Annotated in this window: 19 protein-coding genes and 3 tRNA genes; 12 read left to right on the forward strand and 10 right to left on the reverse strand. The window is 41.3% G+C overall.

Annotated features, from left to right (window positions below; genetic code table 11):
- Positions 1–7: 7 nt before the first annotated feature.
- Together D8991_RS06725 and D8991_RS06730 are read left to right on the forward strand one after the other, a co-directional pair.
- Positions 8–715, forward strand: a complete 708-nt coding sequence (locus tag D8991_RS06725; protein ID WP_120489379.1) for an SMUG2 DNA glycosylase family protein — start codon at positions 8–10, stop codon at positions 713–715.
- Positions 712–1,158 (forward strand): RNA-binding S4 domain-containing protein, encoded by a 447-nt coding sequence (locus tag D8991_RS06730; RefSeq protein ID WP_120489380.1) that lies wholly within the window; start codon positions 712–714, stop codon positions 1,156–1,158. The genes D8991_RS06725 and D8991_RS06730 overlap by 4 nt, the downstream gene beginning before the upstream one ends.
- Here the strand turns inward: D8991_RS06730 and D8991_RS06735 are convergent.
- Positions 1,139–1,651 carry a shikimate kinase gene (locus D8991_RS06735; RefSeq protein WP_120489381.1) on the reverse strand — a complete coding sequence of 171 codons (513 nt, stop codon included), beginning with the start codon at positions 1,649–1,651 and terminating at the stop codon, positions 1,139–1,141. The two genes, D8991_RS06730 and D8991_RS06735, sit on opposite strands and share 20 nt — an antisense overlap.
- A gap of 106 nt (positions 1,652–1,757) precedes the next feature.
- Here D8991_RS06735 and D8991_RS06740 point away from each other — a divergent pair.
- From D8991_RS06740 to D8991_RS06750, 3 genes are all read left to right on the forward strand, one after another.
- A tRNA-Lys gene (locus tag D8991_RS06740) sits at positions 1,758–1,830 on the forward strand.
- A 32-nt stretch (positions 1,831–1,862) separates the two neighbouring features.
- Positions 1,863–1,946: transfer RNA gene (locus tag D8991_RS06745), tRNA-Leu, on the forward strand.
- 12 nt (positions 1,947–1,958) lie between these two features.
- A tRNA-Lys gene (locus tag D8991_RS06750) sits at positions 1,959–2,031 on the forward strand.
- Between the two features lie 102 nt (positions 2,032–2,133).
- Here the strand turns inward: D8991_RS06750 and D8991_RS06755 are convergent.
- Positions 2,134–2,964 (reverse strand): class I SAM-dependent methyltransferase, encoded by an 831-nt coding sequence (locus tag D8991_RS06755; RefSeq protein WP_245957198.1) that lies wholly within the window; start codon positions 2,962–2,964, stop codon positions 2,134–2,136.
- A gap of 110 nt (positions 2,965–3,074) precedes the next feature.
- Positions 3,075–5,588, reverse strand: coding sequence for a TonB-dependent receptor (locus D8991_RS06760; RefSeq protein WP_120489382.1), 2,514 nt, complete (start codon positions 5,586–5,588; stop codon positions 3,075–3,077).
- Between the two features lie 117 nt (positions 5,589–5,705).
- On the opposite strand from D8991_RS06760, the gene D8991_RS06765 reads away from it, so the two are divergent.
- The 3 genes from D8991_RS06765 to D8991_RS09055 all read left to right on the forward strand — a co-directional run bounded on the left by D8991_RS06765 (position 5,706) and on the right by D8991_RS09055 (position 6,997).
- Entirely contained in the window at positions 5,706–6,257 is a 552-nt protein-coding gene (locus tag D8991_RS06765) for a serine acetyltransferase (protein ID WP_120489383.1), read from the forward strand.
- 150 nt (positions 6,258–6,407) lie between these two features.
- Entirely contained in the window at positions 6,408–6,674 is a 267-nt protein-coding gene (locus D8991_RS09050) for a Uma2 family endonuclease (RefSeq protein WP_245957199.1), read from the forward strand.
- Between the two features lie 5 nt (positions 6,675–6,679).
- Positions 6,680–6,997 carry a Uma2 family endonuclease gene (locus tag D8991_RS09055; protein WP_245957200.1) on the forward strand — a complete coding sequence of 106 codons (318 nt, stop codon included), beginning with the start codon at positions 6,680–6,682 and terminating at the stop codon, positions 6,995–6,997.
- A gap of 219 nt (positions 6,998–7,216) precedes the next feature.
- Here the strand turns inward: D8991_RS09055 and pth are convergent, their stop codons facing one another.
- From pth to D8991_RS06795, 5 genes are all read right to left on the reverse strand, one after another.
- A complete protein-coding gene (pth, locus tag D8991_RS06775; RefSeq protein WP_120489384.1) occupies positions 7,217–7,780 on the reverse strand; it encodes an aminoacyl-tRNA hydrolase in 564 nt (187 codons plus the stop codon).
- Positions 7,781–7,839: 59 nt separating this feature from the next.
- The gene (locus tag D8991_RS06780) at positions 7,840–8,499 is read right to left on the reverse strand and encodes an HAD family hydrolase (protein WP_120489729.1); all 660 of its coding nucleotides are present in this window, start codon (positions 8,497–8,499) and stop codon (positions 7,840–7,842) included.
- A 20-nt stretch (positions 8,500–8,519) separates the two neighbouring features.
- The gene (locus tag D8991_RS06785; RefSeq protein WP_120489385.1) at positions 8,520–9,146 is read right to left on the reverse strand and encodes a trimeric intracellular cation channel family protein; all 627 of its coding nucleotides are present in this window, start codon (positions 9,144–9,146) and stop codon (positions 8,520–8,522) included.
- 85 nt (positions 9,147–9,231) lie between these two features.
- Positions 9,232–12,282 (reverse strand): AAA family ATPase, encoded by a 3,051-nt coding sequence (locus tag D8991_RS06790; protein WP_120489386.1) that lies wholly within the window; start codon positions 12,280–12,282, stop codon positions 9,232–9,234.
- A complete protein-coding gene (locus D8991_RS06795; protein ID WP_120489387.1) occupies positions 12,283–13,494 on the reverse strand; it encodes a metallophosphoesterase family protein in 1,212 nt (403 codons plus the stop codon).
- A 133-nt stretch (positions 13,495–13,627) separates the two neighbouring features.
- Between D8991_RS06795 and D8991_RS06800 the strand changes: the two genes are divergently transcribed.
- Together D8991_RS06800 and D8991_RS06805 are read left to right on the forward strand one after the other, a co-directional pair.
- Positions 13,628–14,644, forward strand: a complete 1,017-nt coding sequence (locus D8991_RS06800; RefSeq protein ID WP_120489388.1) for a glutaminyl-peptide cyclotransferase — start codon at positions 13,628–13,630, stop codon at positions 14,642–14,644.
- 28 nt (positions 14,645–14,672) lie between these two features.
- Positions 14,673–15,272 (forward strand): IMPACT family protein, encoded by a 600-nt coding sequence (locus tag D8991_RS06805; protein ID WP_120489389.1) that lies wholly within the window; start codon positions 14,673–14,675, stop codon positions 15,270–15,272.
- A 6-nt stretch (positions 15,273–15,278) separates the two neighbouring features.
- Here D8991_RS06805 and D8991_RS06810 read toward each other — a convergent pair whose 3' ends face one another.
- The gene (locus D8991_RS06810) at positions 15,279–15,989 is read right to left on the reverse strand and encodes a zinc metallopeptidase (RefSeq protein WP_120489730.1); all 711 of its coding nucleotides are present in this window, start codon (positions 15,987–15,989) and stop codon (positions 15,279–15,281) included.
- 483 nt (positions 15,990–16,472) lie between these two features.
- Here D8991_RS06810 and D8991_RS06815 point away from each other — a divergent pair, with 483 nt between their 5' ends.
- Together D8991_RS06815 and rsgA are read left to right on the forward strand one after the other, a co-directional pair.
- Entirely contained in the window at positions 16,473–17,552 is a 1,080-nt protein-coding gene (locus D8991_RS06815; protein ID WP_120489390.1) for a chorismate mutase, read from the forward strand.
- 9 nt (positions 17,553–17,561) lie between these two features.
- On the forward strand, positions 17,562–18,479 hold the full coding sequence (gene rsgA, locus D8991_RS06820) for a ribosome small subunit-dependent GTPase A (RefSeq protein WP_120489391.1): 918 nt from the start codon (positions 17,562–17,564) through the stop codon (positions 18,477–18,479).
- 4 nt (positions 18,480–18,483) lie between these two features.
- On the opposite strand, the gene hisS is transcribed toward rsgA, so the two are convergent.
- Positions 18,484–19,830 carry a histidine--tRNA ligase gene (gene hisS / locus D8991_RS06825; RefSeq protein ID WP_120489392.1) on the reverse strand — a complete coding sequence of 449 codons (1,347 nt, stop codon included), beginning with the start codon at positions 19,828–19,830 and terminating at the stop codon, positions 18,484–18,486.
- Positions 19,831–19,946: the final 116 nt, after the last annotated feature.

Here is a 19,946-nt window from a genome sequence, read left to right on the forward strand (position 1 = left end):
ACACTCTATGGATAAGGATAAAAATACATTTGCAAAAAAAGTAGTTCGCTTTAATGAAAACCTCCATTATGCTGGGGAACTCCCCAAAGGATTTGATGTATTAAACCCCTATCTGGATAATCCCGAAACCTTAAAAGTGATGGCAGAGTTCTATCAGAAATATTATGATGACCACAATGCTCGCAGATTTATTATCGGGATAAACCCCAGCAGACACGGTGCAGGAGTTACAGGAGTGCCTTTTACCGATACCAAACGCTTGAAATCCGATTGCGGGATAGAGATGAAATCTGCCTATACACACGAAGTGTCTTCAGTTTATGTGTATGATATGATTAATCAATACGGTGGTACGAAGGATTTCTACCGAGATTTTTATATCAACTCTCCGTTTCCGCTGGCAATCGTCCGTAAGACAAAAGACGGTAAATGGCTTAATGCAAACTATTATGATGACAATGAGCTATTCGCTATGGTAAAAGATTTTATGATTGAATCTTTAAAGAAACATATCAGCCTGGGATTGGATACTGACGAAGTTTTCATACTCGGGAAAAAGAATGCAGACTTCATAAAAAAGCTAAACAAAGAAACACATTTATTTGATAAAATGACCGTTTTGGAGCATCCAAGGTATATTCAGCAATATAAATCCAAAGAAAAACAACTGTATATTGACAAGTATTTAATGGCATTTAATAACGAAGAAAAATGAGAATAGATAAATTCCTTTGGAGCGTAAGAATCTATAAAACCAGAAGTATAGCTGCAGATGAAATTAAAAAGAACAGGGTAAGCCTCGGGAGCCAGCCCGCTAAAGCCTCAAAAGAGATAAAAGTAGGGGATGTTATCAGCATTAAGAAAAATCAGATTGAACTAAAAATTAAAGTTCTCCAACTTCCCAAAAGCCGATTAGGAGCAAAGCTGGTACCCGATTATATCTCTGACCAAACCGATAAAGAGCAATACGAAATCCTTAAAATGAAACGGATGCAACAAAACTACTACCGAGCAAAAGGAGAAGGAAGACCTACAAAAAAGGATAGAAGAGATATCGGTGAGTTTCTTGAAAATACAGAGTCTGTTTCTATCTTAAATACCGATTGGGATGATTTCTTTAATTCCTTAGACGATGATACTACCGAAGAAGATGAATAATCTCCTCTGAAACCTCATCTACGCTTTTATTATCGGTATCTACTGTATATTTCGCTTGATTGTAATAAGGCGTTCTCTCAAAAAGATGCTTTGCAATAAACTCTGAAAGGTCTTCGTCTTTTATTCTAGCGATTAATACCCGTTTGGATTTATTACGCAGCAGTCTCCTAAAAAGGCTTCCCACACTTGCCCTTAGAAACACGGATTCTGACTGAGAATTAATCATCTCCATATTATTATAATAAACAGGAGTGCCTCCCCCAAGGCTCAGTATAAGGTCGCTCTCGGTTTTAAGTACATCTTCCAGAACTTCTCGCTCTGCTTTTCGGAAGAAAAGCTCACCTTTTTTTTCAAATATTTCCGTTATCGGCATCTTATATCGAGATACAATTTCTTTATCGAGGTCAATAAGTTTAAAATTGAGTTTTTTACTTAATATTTTGGCTATATGCGATTTGCCACTTCCCATATATCCCACGAGAGAAATTATCATAATTTTATTTTTGACAAAAGTGGAAAAAAATTTTGAGGTTTTAAAAAAAACTGTATATTTGCACCACTTTTAACGGAGATAAGTAAATATCTTTATTAAAGTGGCAGACCTGGTAGCTCAGCTGGTAGAGCAATACACTTTTAATGTATGGGTCCTGGGTTCGAATCCCAGCCAGGTCACAAGAAAGGAATTTTGTTCATTTGACATATTAGCCTGTGTGGTGAAATTGGTAGACACGCCATCTTGAGGGGGTGGTATCCTTTCGGATGTGCTGGTTCGAGTCCAGTCGCAGGCACTATTTAAGACCGACCTGGTAGCTCAGCTGGTAGAGCAATACACTTTTAATGTATGGGTCCTGGGTTCGAATCCCAGCCAGGTCACAAGTTTGCTGAAAGTAAATTTTTTCATATTAATATTTTGTGATTTGGTGTTTTAAGAGCTCTCATTTTGAGGGCTCTTAATTCTTTTATATACCTCAGCGCTTATGAAATTCTTAATCTGACAATCCGCTGATTAAACCTTCTATAAAAGCGAGGTATCTTATAAAGCATTCGGAAAATAAACGGAAAACGCTTCTGGTCATAATCACTCATATAATACTCTTTCTCCAAATGAATTTTCGGATTCCACTTCTCCATTTCCCGAGTAAATAGCTCGCTCCATTTAAATTCTGGTACATTGCCATCTCCTACTTTGCTTACAGTATCGTGGTGCTTAGCCTGCTTCACGAGTACATAAGCAAGTATATCAAGCAATACAGTAGCTTCTTCAAATTCCTGGCAAACCTTTTGGAAAAATGCTTCCACTTCATTTTTTGGAAAATACATCAGTACGCCTTCTAATATAATAAGTACAGGCTTTTGATGCGCTTTTACGATATCTATCCATCGATAATCAAATAAAGACATAGCCAAGAAAGTATGATGAGCACTTTCATTAAAAAATCGCTTGCGAAGTTCTATTGATTCTGGGACATCCAGCTCATACCAATGGGTAACCTCAGGCGCTCCCAAGCGTTCATAACGGGCATCAAGCCCTGCTCCAAGCTGTATAACCACTGCATCAGGGTTCTTTTTGATAAATTCATTCGCTTCTTTATCTATTAAACTAGCCCTTATACATACGCCTACCTGAGACATTACCGACTTTTTAAACTTCGTAAAATCGTAATCTACCTGCTCCAAAATCTCCACTGCTTTTTCATCTTTTAGCAATGGATTGGGGCGTTTTATTTCTTCGGCTTTTGCCCAAAGGGTGATGAGCATTGTTTCTGGAATTTGTCCAAGATTTTGTGTTGATTGTAATACTGACATTTTTAAAAATTTTTAAGTCTAACAAAGTTATTCATAATCATAAGGAAAACCACTATCTTAAAACAAAAAGGGAGTAGATTTATAATCCACGCCCTTTTTAATAAAGCATATTAGAATGTAAAGTTCATCCCCGCTACAAAATTGCGCCCTACACCTGGTATAAATGATGCGATATTCTCATTTGTAGGTTTAGGTGCTCCCGAAGGAACAGGAAGCGGTGGCGTAGGAACAATATCTCTTATCAGATAGCTGGATGCATACACCTTATCTGCAAGGTTATTCCCTTGAACAAAGACCGTCCATTTATTCCATTTATAGCCTAATTTCGCTCCAATTAATGTATAAGGGTCTTGATAAACCGTATTTCTATGATCGGTTGGAGTTTTAGTCCAAATAGATTCTGCATTTACTTCTGCAAAAACTCCTATCGGATGCTTATAATCCAGCACCACAAAGCTATAATGCTCTGGAATACCTGCTACTTGCTTGTTTTTATACAAGTCTCCTCCTCCTGCAAAGTAGAAATCACTCCAATTATAATTGACATAAGCCGTAAAGCTATCTCCCTTAGATGAGAAAACATTCTGTGCAAAGGTAGATTGCAAGCCTGCCTCTATACCTCTATGGATGGTATTATACGGAGCATTTATCGTCTCTCCTCCTATTCCGATATCGGTAGAAAGCGTAAAGATTTCATCTTTCACCCAAGAATTATAGAAGCTCACATTCCATACGAAAGCCTTACCAAAATCCCCCTTAGTACCTAATTCAAAAGTTGATGCCTTCTGAGCTTTCAAATCTCTTACCTCTATAGAAGTACCACTCGAATTCATATTTGAAGGTCCAAATTTCTTTTGTAGAGGATTAAAACCTCCAGAAATATTCACAATCTCCAAGAATGTAGGCGGCTCATAGCTAAGGCTGAAATTGGAATAAAGCTGTACATTCTCTTTCGGTTTATAGATAGCCCCCACTTTTGGATTAAAGCCAAAATAGTCAAAACTTCCTCCAATATTCTTGGTAGGGTTAGGCACAGGGACATTTACTTGTGTACCATTGGGCTGAAGAACGATAAAAGGTCTCGTTTTAGCAGTGTAGAGATCTTCTATCTTTCTACTGTCCCAGCTTGCTTGCACTGCCACATTAGCGAGGAACTTATCAGTAAATTTATAAGTATCGCTAAGGTAGATTACATTGTGGTAAGATTTTAAATTCTCCCGCGCAAAGAGTCCTGCCCTCTCCCCTCCTTTATGAAGGAAGAAAGACTGCCTCATCACCCCATAGCCAAACTGCGCACCCAGTGAAAAATCATTTTTCTCAGATTTATTATCATAATTCACCTTGATGCCATAGTCGTTATTGAGGTCTCTCCTCATATTGTAAGGAAGAGGATAGGTAAACTGATCTTCTGCAAACTGGAAGTACAGCATACCAGAGAGGGTATTATTCTTATCTATTTTATAGACAGATTTACTTCCGATGCGGGCAATTTTCGCACTTCTATTGGGGTGGTCTCTTTTCACATTAGGACCAGCAACATAGTGCGGAGGTTTTACCACAGGTGCTCCCCCGATCTGCTTCCTATCGGTTTCCATCTGATACCTCGTGAGCGGACCAGGAATATCAAAGTATAAATCCGTAAACGATGCATACAATCTCGATTCAAAATTCTCCGAGAATCTTCGCCCCATATTGAGCAAAGCATTAAATCTTCTGGAAGTATTGTGCTCCCTAAATCCATTGCTATGATTATAAGAAACCGATGCAAAAACATCATTCTTTCCTTTTACAAATCCTGATGAAGCTGCTACATTATAATAATCAAAGCTACCACCTTCTACTTTTAGGCTCAGTGGTGAGGCATTATATCCATTCTTGGTTACGAAATTCATAGCACCGCCCAGTGTAGAGCCTCCATACTCCAAAGCATTTGCTCCTCGGTAGATTTCCACAAGGTTAGATGCCTGAGGCTCCAGCACACCTATAATATAAGCACCATCTGAGAAATTAATCGGGATACCATCTTGTAGGAGAGCTATCCCTCGAGATTGTGGGTTGGACTGGATACCCGAGCCACGAACATTGAGACGAGGCTGGTCATTCCCCCCGAAAAATTCCTGAATTACCACCCCTGGCTGCCTGTGCAAAGCATCTTTCAGCGTTTGCGAGCGCTGAGAACTGAGAGCTTTTAAATCCGCAAGATTCGTTCCCCCAGCGATTTTATCGAGTTTTTTTCTGGAAAGCGATACCGAATTAGAAATTAAGCTCGGATTATCGGTAATTACTACTCCCTCTATAAGTGTAGCATTTCGGTGGAGCACTACATCTGCATAGGTTACGCGGTTCTCATTATTTTGAAGGGCAACTTCAGTGGAGAGGCTCTCGTAGCCGTCTTTGCTAATCACAATTACGGGCGTTGCATTCGCAGGCAGATTAAGGAAATAATTCCCCTTTTCATCGGTGATTACCTGCGTCTGCGGATCGTCTTTCATATAGAGTTTTACATTTGACAATGGGTTTCCATTTTCATCTAAAACCCTTCCTTTCAATTTGCTACTTTGAGCAAAAGCTAAGCTACCCAAAGTGGTAGCCAGCACACATAATGATAGTTTAGTTAAATTCATAAGCATTTATTTTTATCCGTTACAAATTAAGATATAATATTTAAGTCTCACAAGTATTTTTTTTGATTTCATCACTGCCCACCTTTGGCTCATAAATAATACTTACCTTTGCTCGCGATGAACCACTCCACCCTACAAAAAGATTTTTACAGAGAAAGCGGCAAGTGGCTTTCCTTATTTCAGATGCTAAAAAAGTGTATCAACCCCAATCTACACTTTATTTTTGTCCTTAGAATGTGCCAGAAGTACTCCCAAAAGCCCTTTCTCGGGCTAATGTGGAGATATCTACTGAGAAAATATCAAATAAAATACGGCTTCCAAATTTACCCTGAGACGGAGATTGGTGCGGGGCTTTATCTCGGGCATTGGGGGGCACTGGTCATCAACCCAAAAGTAAAAATTGGGAAGAACTGCAACATAGCCCAAGGCGTAACCATAGGTCAGCAAAATCGAGGAAAAAACGAAGGATTCCCCACCATAGGAAACGAAGTCTGGATAGGCACCAATGCCGTTATCGTAGGCAATATCACGATTGGCGATAATGTCCTCATCGCGCCCAATTCTTTTATCAACTTCAATGTGCCGAGCAATGCCATAGTAATGGGAAACCCTGCAAGTATCTCCCCAAAAGAAAACGCTACCGAAGGCTATATTAATCATAAAATATAGCCCTTATTTAGCTCAATTTTTTTAATCAAGCGGTCTCTAAACAGGAGCGTTCAGAAAGCATTTCGTATCTAAAATAATGAATATATTTGCATTGCATCTGGAGATATTCCGAAGCAAAACCCTAAGTTGAACCCTTAAAAACCCTAAAAAATGGCTGAAGTATTAAAATTTGAAGACCTAAACCTCAACGGCTCTTATACCTATGCCGATTATTTATTGTGGAAGTTTGAAGATCGAGTGGAGCTTATTAAAGGGAAAGTTTTCAGAATGGAGGAAACTCCTCCAAGAAGAACACAATCAGTATATAGAAACTTAGTCTATTTTTTAGGAAATTATTTTTGGAAAAAGACCTGTGAATTTTATCCCCCCCCTTTGATGTTCGTCTTACCACAAAGGACAAGGGAGATAATCAAGTAACCACCGTGGTTCAGCCTGATTTATGTGTGGTCTGCGACCCAGAAAAATTGGACGATAGAGGCTGCGTTGGCGCACCAGATTTTATTATAGAAATCCTCTCGCCAGGCAATTCTACGAAGGAAATGAGAATTAAATACGACCTCTACGAAGAGAGTGGCGTGCGAGAATATTGGATTGTAAAGCCCGCCTATGAGGAAATTGCTCAATATGTCCTTGAAGACGGAAAATACACCCTAAAAAACACCTTCGTAGGAATAGAACAAGAGATTTCTCCCTACATTTTCCCTGATTTAAAAATTATTTGGGCAGATATTTTTGCGTAATAGAAATCCAAGCCTCTTTTTCCTCTTTCTCCTAAATCCCCCCCCTCCAAAATAAGAAATTATCCCAAACTCGTTTTCTTGGGGCTGTCCAATTTTCGGACAGCGCCAAGACAACGGGTTTGGCGTTTTCCAATGATTTATTAGCAATAATCCAATGGTTTTATTGAGAATTTAATAATTTAAACCCATAAGAGTAAGGGCTCAAGGGGAGTGTATCGGTTATTTGTTGTTAAACGCATTCATCGTATTGATGAGCCCTGCAAAGACGAAGGAGAGGGCAGCATTAGCAAAAACCTCTATTCTCTCGGGGAGGAGGGCGCTTTCCTCGGGGCCCCACTCTCCGATGACATAATCCACCTGCCTGCCTCGCTCGAAATCTGAGGAAATCCCAAACCTGAGCCTTGCGTAGGCTTGAGTTCTGAGGAGGTCTTGGATGTTTTTTAGCCCATTATGCCCCGCATCCGAGCCTTTGCCCTTAAGCCTTAGGGTGCCGAAGGGCAGGGCAAGGTCATCGGTGATAACGAGGAGGTTTTCAAGGGGGATGTTTTCTTTTTGCATCCAGTATTTGAGGGCATTCCCCGAGAGATTTACATAGGTATCGGGTTTGAGGAGGAGGACTTTCCTGCCTTTGTATTTGCCTTCGGCGAGCCAGCCATAGCTGGTGCTATTAAATTTCGCTTCTATTTTCTCGGCGATCTTTTCCACGATTTTAAAACCGATATTATGCCTTGTGTTTTCGTACTTCTCGCCTTTATTTCCGATGCCAAGAATGAGGTATTTCATAAGTTTTAGTAAAGAATTTTAATACGATTTTGATGAATAAAAAGCCTGATGAATTAAGGCTAAAAATACGCTTGGATGCGCTCTGCTTTGAGGTCATCGAAGGTAGAGACCACGATATTTGCCAAGTCATAATTCTGATTTTTGGAGTTCTCACTACGATAGGCGGCGCAGAAAATATTCGCCCTATGGGCAGCGAGGATGCCGTTGGTAGAGTCTTCAATCACCATACATTCACTTTTGGAAGCGCCAGAAAGCTCGGCGGCGAGGTTAAAAACCTCAGGATGGGGTTTGGATTCTTTGAGCTCGGCACCGCTGACTTTTGCTTTGAAGAAATGCCCGATATTAAAGCGCTCGAACACCCAGTTGATGGTATTCATCGTGGCGGAAGACGCCAAAACCATCGTGATACCGTGCGCCCTGTAATTTTCAAAAAGGGAATAGACACCTGGCAGGAGCTGAAAATCGGAATCGTGGTCAAAGAGGTATTTAAAGTACTTTCTCTTGATTTCCGAAATCTCTTCAACGGATTGGGAGAGGCTAAATTTTTGGATTAAAAGCTCGCAAACTTTCTTGGTAGAATTTCCTGTAAAGGAGGAATAAAGCGCATCGGAGACCTCGATATTTAAATCTTCAAAGGTCTTAAAATAGGCTTTTTTGTGGAGAGGCTCGGTATCTACGATCACGCCATCCATATCAAATAAAACAGCTTTTAGAGGCATATTTAGTTCTTTATTATCTATTATCTTTCGTTTTTTGGGAGGTAGAATTTCGGGATTTCCCATTCGTATTTCACAGCGAGAATCCTTATCGCCACGATGAGGAAGATGGTGAAAAGATGGATAGGCACATAGGGAAAGGAGGTGTATTCTTTCAGGAAGAGGAACATAGAACCACCAACGATACACGCCGTAGCATAGATTTCTTTACGGAAAACGAGGGGGATTCGGTTGAGCAAAATATCCCGAAGGATACCTCCGAAGCAGCCCGTAATCGTCCCCAAAGTGATACAGATTATAGGATCTAAGTGTGCATTAAGCCCTTTTTGTATCCCTACGATGGTGTAGAGCCCCAGCCCGAAGCTATCAAATACGAAGAGGGTAACCTTAAAATCGGTCTCCACAGATTTAAAAATCATTGAAAGAAGGGTAACCGCAAGAATCATATAGAGGTACCAGAGGTCATTCAACCAAAACGGAGGTACATCGATAAGTAAATCCCTTACTGTACCGCCTCCCACCGCCGTAACAAACGCAATGATGAGCACCCCAAAAGGGTCTAATCGCCTTTGCATAGCGGCAAAACTACCCGACATAACGAAGGAAATCATCCCTAAAAATTCAATGATGAAATTAAACTGTTCGTACATATTTGAAACTTATATTTAGCCAATAGGTTTTGCAAAAGTATCTTATTTAGGCTTAAGTCCGAAATGCAAAGCTGCTTTTCTCTGCTTAGATGATTTTGATAAGGCTGCCCCTCTCCTCATCTTTGGTAATGGAGAGGCTGAGGGGGATTCTCTCTTTCAGCTCCTCGATATGGGAGATAATGCCTACAATCCTGTTTTCTTTTTGGAGATTCATTAGGGTTTCAAAAATGATATTGATGGATTCCGAGTCTTGAGTACCGAAACCTTCGTCTATAAAGAAGAAGTTTTTCTCTGCCTTTGCTTCGGTTTGTACCGACTCTGCGAGGGCAAGCGCCAAACTGAGAGAACACTGGAAAGCCTGCCCTCCTGAAAGGGTTTTCACACTTCGGCTCCTGCCTTCGTTGAGGTAATCTATAATTTCAAAATCATTATTCTCATTGAGCTGAATGCTTAGCTGCCCTCGCGTCATTCTATGGAAGCGGGTATTGGCGTGGTGGCAAAGCTGCCTTAGGAAAATGGACGAAACATATTCTACGAAACCCGCCCCCTTAAAGAGTTTGAGCATTATACTGAGGTTTTCTGCCCTTTTCTGGATTTTATCGTGCTCGGCTATGAGGTTCTTTTTTTCATCGAAGAGTTTTTCCAGCCTTTCTATTTCCGCTTCTATTTTGGTTAAAATTGACTGCTTGGTATCCTTTTCCTTTTGCTTTTCTAAAAACTGAGCTTGGGTGGAGATAAACTGCTCCTCGTTAAAAGCAACTCCTTTGAACTTCAATTCTAACTCCTCAATAGCGTTTTTCAATGTTTTAAAATCTACCCAAAAATCGGCTACCTCTTTCCTAATTTCCACTATATTGATATTCTGTGTGAGGATTTTTTCTACCTCTTGCTGAGACTGCATCTTGTGCTCCTGCATCGTTTTTCTAAACAAATCAGTATGGGTAGTGAGTGATTTATTTAATTCTGACAAGCGATTTTCTAAATCATTGAGGCGGGTGCTTTGCTCGGCAAGTTGGATGGACAAAGTACTAAGCTGCTCGGTAAGAATTTGATATTTTTCCTCTACGCCCTTGTTCTGCTGGGCGATTTGTTTGAGTTTTTGCTCTACATCGCTGGGATTTTCATTTTCAAACGAATCAAAACTCAGTTGCTTTAATGATTTTTCTAATGATAAAATCTCTCCTTTCTTTTCCGATGCTTCGGAGGTGATTTTTTCTAAGCCTTTCCTGTACTTCCCTAGATTTTCAGTTTCCTGCTCTTGGGATTTTTGAATTTCTAATTTTTGAGACTCTAATTTTTCTATTTGCTTTTCTACCTCAAAGCTCTGCTGCTTTTTCTGCTGAAAGCCCTCAAAATCATCTGCACTGAAACCCTCCCAAATAAAAAGACGATGATGAGCCGAGATTTGCAAATCTATCTCTTTTAGCTCGGTATCTTCCTTTTGGAATTGCTCTTCCAAAGACTGTCGCTTGCCCAAACTGTTTTCCCAATCTTTCTCCTGAGAGAGTAAGGTTTTCAGCTGTCGTTCTATGCTTTCCCATTCTTTTTCTACACCTGAAAGAGCCTCGCTCACATCTTCAAAATGGGTGATATTGGGGTGCTCCTTAGAACCACAAAGCGGGCACGACTCGCCTGAATGCAGCGCCGTTGTGAATCGTGAGAGCTCTCTCTGCACTTCCAGCTGACTTCTCTTTTTAGAAAGCTCAGCTTTTTGTTTCTCCAATCGCTCGATTTCTATGGAAAGTTTTGCCTTAAAATCTCCACCATCTCCCTCTGAAAATAGAGGAATATTCTTCATCTCTTCATCAATACGGTTGAGCTGATTTTGTATTTCTTTTATCCTGTCTTTCTGCTTTTGTTTTCTCTCGGTAAGGTTGATTTTTTTATCAAACCACTGGCTCAGGTTGCTGATAAGCTGGTGGTCTATTTTAAGCGCTTTTTGTTCTGATATTTTCTTATCTAATGCCTCTATTTCTCTCTTTTTTTCTTCTAAAATCTGCTCTGTTTTTTCTATTTCTTTATTCCCTTTTTGTATTCTTTGGTTGAGGATATCAAAGCTCTGGGAAAGGTGTAATATTTGGAGAATATTGGCTAAATCCTGCTCCTCTTCTTTTGTTTTGCTGAGATTTTCATACAGGGGAAGGAGGCTACTCAGCTCATTTTTTAGTTTCTGCTCATTCACTTGAGTTTGGCTGAGTTCTATTTTCTGATGGTCCCTTTTTTCCTGTGCTGACTGTAATTCTGTTTTTAATCTTCTCTCATCTGAAAGAAGAGTATAGAATGCTTTATACACCGCCTCGAACTGATCGGCTTGCTGGGCTTTTTGGGTAAATTCTGCTTCTCTTTGGGCGAAGGTATTGAATTTTTTCTTTTTATCTATAAGCGCTTCCCAATCGGTTTTTAACAGCTTTAGCAGCTGATATTCCTCTGTGATTTTCTCAAAGGCGAGACTGATTTCCTTAAAGGCTTTTTTCTCTGTGGCGAGATGGGTTTTATTTTCATTAATCTGCTCTTCGGTTACCTGCTCAAAACTTTTTAACTGCCCTTCGAGATGATGGAGAATGGTATTATTCCTTTCGTTGAGGAGCTTTGCTTTTTCAGCCAAATCAAATTTTTCAAGGCTGAAAATCTCCTTCATCATTGTAGTTCTATCCTTTGCTCCGAGCTCGATGAACTCCTTAAACTGCCCTTGGGGAATGATAATCGTCCGCTTAAAGTTGGTATAGCTGAGCCCGATAATTTTCTCTGCATTGGTATGGTCTAACGGGAGCCAGTCATTATTTTTCCATTCGTAGAAAGTAGCTGTAGTCTTACTCACCTCTTCGAACCTCTTGGAACTTCGTTTAGATTCTCTTATAATGCGGAACTTTTTTTCCTCGAAGTTTTGAAATTCAAAGCAGATATAGGAAAGATTAGACTTTAAGTTCATCATATTATAGGTGCGCTTATCCCGCTGATTAAGCCTTTCGGTTTCGCCATAAAGCGCAAAGGTAATCGCCTCTAAGATGGAGGATTTCCCAGAGCCGACAGCCCCAAAAATACCGAACACCCCCGCCGATGTAAGCTGGGAAAAATCTATCGTCTGCCGCTGCTGATACGAATACAGCCCTTCTATGATTAATTTTAGTGGTAACATTTATTCTGCTGTTAGGATTTCATTAAACAAATCTTTCAGTTCTTGATTAGGGTTTTGCCCCTCCATTTTATATCTGAAATAATCCTCAAAAACCGAGTTTATGCTTTGGTTAAGATTAATTTCTCTCTCCTCTTTTGGGCTCTCTGCCTGCTTTTGCGAGAGCTTTGGGATTAAATAAACAATGCCTTGATGGGTTTGGTAAAGCATTTTCCGTTCTTCAGCTTTTAAAAAGTCTTCGGTTTCCAGAGTGAGCTCTACAAGAGTGTGAGGGTGCTCTCTAAGCCATTCTAAAGCGGCATCTACGCCTTTGAAAGACTTTCTATGCAGTGGCTTTCCGCTGCTGAGGGGGTGCTTTTCAAAGGTAACGGGCTTCGCGGGCTCTGCAGTGATGATGACGGCGTATTTGGCTTGCCCCGCCTCGCTAAAACTGTATGCTATGGGCGAGGATGAATAGACAATCGGGTGCGTTTCTGTGCCGATATTCTTATATCCGTGCAAATGCCCCAGTGCCGTATACTGCACCTGAGGGGGTATGGCATCGGAGAAAATCATATCTGCATTCCCTATCTTTATCGGCTTTTCGCCGTCAGGCTCTTCGAGAATCTCACCCTCTTTCGGATTCATATAAAGGTGAGTAATGAGGAGATTTACGCCTTTATCATCGCAGAATTTATCTGCCAGAGAGCGCCAATTGTCTGCTAAAATTTGGTTGAGCTTATTTTCTTTTTCTTCTTCGAGGTTTTGTTTTAGCCGAATTTCATTCGCATAAGGCGTGTGAAGTATCCGCACGGGATAGTCATATTTCTTGAACTGAATTTCGATAAACCCAGATTCAGATTTTGTAATCCTGAAGTCTCTGAGCTCGAATGGTGGAACCTCGGCGTTGGGCTGACCGATGAGAATGATGCCACACTCCCTCGCGAGAGGATTCGGAGCATTGATGAGGGAGGGAGAATCGTGGTTGCCGGCAATCGCAACGACGGCACGGCTCCCCTCTTTTGCGAGGCGCTTTAGCGACTTATAGAAAAGGTCTATCGCTGCAGTGCTGGGGTAGAAACTATCAAATAAATCGCCTGCGACAAGCACTAAATCTACCTGCTGCTGCTCGGCGAGGTTGAGGAGCTCGTCCATCACGGCTGTTTGTTCTTCGAGGCGAGAGAATCTGTCTAACTTTTTACCCAAATGCCAGTCCGCCGTATGTAGAATTTTCATACACTTATATTTCTAATGCACAAAAATACTAAAACCCAGAATGTGATGAGCCAAAACAGAAGCGAATAAAACTAAGCCTCTATTGCCAAAAGGGCTAATTGTTGTATTTTTGAGGCAAATTTTAGCAAAGAAAATGAAAAAATCAATCATCATCGGGATATGTGCCTTGGGACTTCTTACTTCCTGCAATAAAGACGAAAAAATCCTCAATACACTCAATGATTTCAACACTTCTATGGAGGAAAAAGGCTACCACTTTGGAGATAAAATTAGCCTACCTGCAGAGGTTTTGGAGGATGCAGAGAGCATCAGCATCAGCTTTGGGGATAAGGAAACCAATACCCTCGCCATCAGCCCAGATTTTTTCTCTCTTGGGGATAATGCGGTAACTTTCATCATCCAAAAGAAAGATGGAGAAAGCCTTTACCAAGACGCTATAATCAATGTTTTCTCAAAGACGGAGGAGAAAAATATAAACTTCAAAATAGAGAAAGAATACAATAAAGAAAAGGTATTTACTCAAGGCTTCCAGATTGAAGGAAACACGATTTACGAGAGCGATGGGCAAAATGGAAGCTCAAAAATATGGAAATACTCGCTCGGAGAGACTACACCCATAGCTTCTACTCCTCAGCCAGATGAAGTATTCTCAGAGGGGGCAACTATCGTTGGCGATAAAGTCTATCAGCTCACTTGGAGAAATAAAATAGGCTTCATTTACGATAAAAACAGCCTAAAACTCCTCTCTCAATTTGATTATCCCAATATCATCGGTGAAGGCTGGGGGCTTACCTACAATGGCAAGGAACTCATCCTCTCCGACGGCTCAAAGAATCTGTATTTCCTCAATCCTGAAAAGCCATCAGAGGTAGTAAGGCAGATTTCAGTAGCGGGAAATAAAGAGATTTATGATAACCTCAACGAACTGGAGTATCACGACGGATTTATCTACGCCAATGTGTGGCAGAAGCCTTTTATCCTGAAAATAAACCCTAAAACTGGGGAAGTAGTAGGGAAATTTAACTTTACCGAACTGGCAAAAAAACATACCACTGGCGATGATGATGTACTGAACGGAATAGCCTTTAAAGACGGCAAAATGTTAGTAACAGGAAAGCTCTGGGATAAAATCTACGAGGTTTCTTTTTAGCTCCCCCCCTTAAAACTCTACCCCAAAAGTGCATCAGTACAACAGCATAAAATCTCCCATTGAAAATACCCTTTTGAAGGAAAAAGGCAGCAAATTCATCGGCTTTGCCTACCCTGTAAATTCTGAAGAGGAGATAAAACAGCGCTTAGAAAAAATCTACGAAGATCATCCCAAAGCTACCCATCATTGCTACGCTTTCCGATTGGGGCTTAAGGGTGAAAACTACCGTGCGAATGACGATGGAGAGCCCTCAGGCAGTGCGGGCTTACCGATATTTAATCAGCTACTGGCACACGATATTACCAATGTACTGGTAGTCGTAGTGAGGTATTACGGAGGAATAAAGCTCGGTGTAGGCGGTCTTGTGAAGACCTATAAAGAATCCGCAAAGATAACGCTAGACGAAGCTGAAATCATCACAAAGGAACTGGAAACTACGATAGAAATCAGCTTTGATTATGCCCATCAAAACCTCGTCTTCACCCTTCTGAATAAATACAATGCTAAAATCCTCAACTTTGAAACTGCGGAACAGTGCCGCATAACTGCCACACTGAAATTAGCACATAAAAAAGGCATCTCGGAACAGCTCTCCGAGATGCATCATCTTTCTTATACCTTTCCCTGAGCGGGTCTAATCCCTACGCCCACCCACAAGCATAGATGCCCAGTACATCAGCTGACCGAGGGAGCCAAGTGCCGCTACTACATAGGTTCGTGCCGCCCATTTAAGGCTATCCTCCACCCCTACATACTCCTCATCGGTTACCGTACCTGTACTTTTAAGCCACTTCATCGCTCTCTTGCTCGCATCATACTCCACAGGAAGGGTGATGAATGCAAAAAGAGTAGTTACAGCAAACAATGCAACTCCGATTGCCAATACTAAGGTATTCCCCTGCGGATTTTCTATTGTTCGAGTACCAATCATCGTAGCAATACCTGCCATTATGACAAACTGAGAAAGAGTTGAGCTAATATTCACCATTGGGACGAGTTTAGACCTCAACTGAAGCATAGAATAGCCCACAGCGTGCTGTACTGCGTGCCCTACCTCGTGAGCAGCCACCGCCGCGGCAGCAGCATTCCTCTCTGTATATACAGCTTCGGACAAATTGACAGTCTTATCCATCGGATTATAATGATCCGTAAGCTGACCTTGTATAGAAATGACCTTTACATCATAAATTCCATTATCGCGAAGCATCTTTTCAGCGACTTCCTTTCCCGACATACCATTCCTCAGATATACCTGTGAATAATACTGAAACTTAGACTTTAAACGAGACGATACCCACCAGCTCGCGAGCATCGTAAGACCAATAATTACATAATATCCTAACATATTTTCTATTTTTTCTCCCCCTCCTTTTGTAAAAACTATGCCAGCCGTAGCACGGCAGGCTCTTAGACACACCTTGCAGGTGGCACGCTTATCCATTGCGTGGGGAGCACACCTTGCAGGTGAGGCGCTTAGCTAACTCATTAACACGAGGGACACTTACCTTAAATAAAGTATCTCAATTCAGATATCTTTAAAAAATCTTCTATTCTTATCAAAAAAAAGATAATTCAAATAGTACGGAAAATTCCCTCCTTGTGTCAGGAAGTTTTATTGCTGGCGTCAGGAAATAAAGTAGCTTTTGGCTTCTGGCTATTAGCTATTGGCGGTGTGTGGTTAGTTTGTGGTAAGTGCTCCCCACGCTAGTGGGTAAGTGCCTCACCGGCTACGGTGTAAGTGTGCCACCTGCAAGGTGTGCTAAGGAGCTTGCTGCCTACAACGGTTTTATTATCTTTGCCTCCAACTTTTTAGTGCTATTGAAGGGCTATGAATTTACAGGATTTAGAAAATAATTGGATACACGAATACTCGGAGCCGCTTATTATTGCTGGTCCGTGCAGTGCAGAAAGCGAAGCACAAGTGCTGGAAACAGCAAGGAGGATAAAAGAAACAGGAGCAAGTGTGCCTGTATTCCGTGCAGGAATATGGAAACCGCGAACAAAGCCCAACGGATTTGAAGGGGTAGGAGCCATCGGTCTGGGTTGGCTGAAAAAGGTAAAGGAAGAATTCGGATTTAAAACCGCAACCGAAGTGGCGAATGCCCACCATATAGAAGCCGCTCTGGAAGCCGATATAGATATACTCTGGATAGGTGCGCGCTCTACGGTAAACCCCTTCACGGTGCAGGAAATAGCTTCAGCACTTCGCGGGACGGATAAAATCATCCTCGTGAAGAATCCTGTAAATCCTGACTTAGCCCTGTGGATAGGTGCTTTGGAAAGGCTACTCGGGCAGGGAGTAAAGAATATCGGAGTGATACATCGAGGCTTCTCCTCATACCAGAAAACAAAGTACAGAAATACGCCCAACTGGCAAATTGCCCTTGATTTTAAGAGGGAATACCCAAACATCCCCATCATTGTAGACCCATCGCATATCTGCGGTAACCGAACGGGGCTGGCAGGCATTACCCAAGAGGCGTTAAATGTAGGCTATCAAGGGGCAATGATAGAGACCCACAGCAGCCCAGATGATGCGTGGAGCGATGCTCAGCAGCAGATAACTCCAGAGGTCTTAGCGGCGCTCATCAGCCAGCTGAAAGTAAGGAAAACAGATATTTCAGGCTATGAGAAAGAGCTGGAAAACCACCGTACATTAATCTCGGATATAGATTTCCAACTAATGGAACTCCTGCGCAGTAGAATGAAAATATCGGAGAAAATTGGAGCGCTGAAAAAGGAGAATAATATCGCAATCTTCCAGCCTGATAGATGGAAAATCATTACTGAATATGCTGCTGCAAAGGCACTGGAAACGGGATTGTCCCAAGACTTTATAGAAAAAATCTTTAAGGCGATACACGAAGCATCCATAGAGGTGCAAAACAGTATAATGATAAAGCAATAATCTAAAAACTTGAAAGGCTTAGTAATAAAATCAACAGGGAGCTGGTATCAGGTCTTGGAGCACGATACCCACACTGTATATGAGGCGAGGATAAGAGGGAAATTTAAAATGCTAAAAAACCGACTGACCAATCCCCTCGCTGTAGGAGATATCGTAGAGTTTCAGCTGGAGCAGGATCATATTGCGTGGATAACGAAGATAGAAGCAAGGAAGAACTACCTCATCCGAAAGTCTGTAAACCTCTCCAAAGAATCGCACATCATCGCCTCTAATATAGATATTGCCTGCTTTATCTTCACCTTGAAATTCCCAGAAACTTCACTCGGCTTTTTAGACAGATTCCTTGCCTGCTGTGAGGCATACAACATAAAGCCCCTCATCCTCTTTAATAAAACCGATACACTGAATGATGAGGAGCTCAGCCTCCTATCTGAAGTAGCGAGTATCTACGAAAGTATCGGCTATGAAACCCTGCAAACTTCATCTGTATCCAAAGAGAATTTGGATATTCTGCAAGGACTTATTAAGGATAAAATATCGGTGTTTTTCGGTCATTCGGGTTGTGGTAAATCTACTTTGGTTAATGCCCTTCAGCCTGACTTAAATCTTAAAACGGGAGAAATCTCAGATGCACACCTCAAAGGCAAACACACCACTACTTTTGCTCAGATGCACTTCTGGAAGTTTGGAGGGAGCGTGATAGATACCCCTGGAGTAAGGGAGTTTGCAATGATAGATGTAACGAAGGAAGAGATACAGCACTTTTTCCCTGAAATCTTTGAAAGCGGAAGGGAGTGTAAGTTTCACAACTGCCTGCACATCAATGAACCGAAATGTGCTGTACTTGCTCAAGTAGAAACGGGACTCATCTCTGAATCCCGCTATATAACTTACCTCAAACTAATGGAAGAGGCAGAAGAAGTCTAAACTCTTAACCCCAAAATTCGGATAGAGGAAGCTCCCTCTGCTCACCTGTTTGCTGGTTTTTTATGGTAACTGTATTGTTTTGAATCTCCTTATCGCCTACGAAAACTAAATTCTTCACCCCTCTTTTCTCGCTATAAGTGAAGAATTTCTTCATTTTTCCTGCTTCTGGGTAGAGCTCAGCGCTTATGCCTTTTTTCCTTAGTTCAGCGATGATTCTCTGTGCCACAAGAGCTTCTTCATCCCCATAATTAGCAAAGAGATACTCGATATTATCATCCATTATATCCTCTGGAAATAGGTTGAGCTCCTCGAGGGCGAGGTAGATTCTGTCCAATCCGAAAGAGATCCCAATACCAGGGATATTCTTCACATCAAAAATCTCTGTAAGGTTATTGTATCTTCCTCCACCACCTATGGAGCCGAGCTCTATGCCTTCTGCCTTTACCTCAAAGATTGCCCCAGTGTAGTAATCCAGTCCTCTGGCAAGGGTAATGTCAAACACGAGTTCCTGTTCTATCCCTAAGGCTTTGCAATGTTTTAAGACAAATTCCAGCTCTTCTATGCCTGCTTTCCCCATCTCTGAGGACTCAAAATTGCATTTTAATAGCGCTAAGACTTCCGTTTGAGACTTCCCTCCGAAAAGGAAATCTAATTTCTCTATCGCTTGCTGGGGGATATTCTTCTCTTGAAGTTCCTTTATAACGCCTTCTTTTCCGATTTTATCGAGCTTGTCTAAGGCAATGGTGAAATCGATGAGCTGATGAGAAATACCTGCATAATCTGCCAATCCAGAGAGGATTTTTCTGTTATTAATATGGATTTTCACAGGTAATTTAAGGTCATTGAAAGATTTTAAATACAGCTGAATTAAATCTATCTCCTGCCAAAGGCTTTCGCTACCTACGATATCTGCATCACACTGATAAAACTCTCTGAAACGCCCTTTTGCAGGTCTATCTGCCCTCCAAACGGGTTGAATCTGATAGCGCTTAAAGGGGAATGTGAGCTTGCCGTGGTTCATTGCAATAAACCGGGCGAAAGGTACGGTAAGATCATACCGAAGTGCCTTCTCAGATATTTTAGAGGTGAGCTTTTGGGAGTTTTTTTCTGCCCAATCTTCATCGGAGACCTTTGCCACATAATCTCCTGAGTTCAGAATTTTAAAAATGAGTCTGTCGCCCTCCTCACCGTATTTTCCTGTAAGTGTAGAGAGGTTTTCAAAGCTCGGAGTTTCTAATGGCTGAAAGCCAAAAAGCTCAAAATTCTTCTGCAATATCTCTATAATATATTTCCTTTTGGCTACTTCCGAAGCCGTAAAGTCTCTGGTTCCTCTTGCTAAAGATGGTTTCATTTTATCTGAATAATTAGTTGCAAAAATAAGAACATTCCGTAATAAAACCTTGTACCTGCTAGAATAATGAAAAGAAGAGATACTTCTTTCAAAAAAGTACTCCTCTACAAATAGAG

Source organism: Bergeyella cardium (assembly GCF_003614945.1).
In the GTDB taxonomy this organism is placed as follows: domain Bacteria; phylum Bacteroidota; class Bacteroidia; order Flavobacteriales; family Weeksellaceae; genus Bergeyella_A; species Bergeyella_A cardium.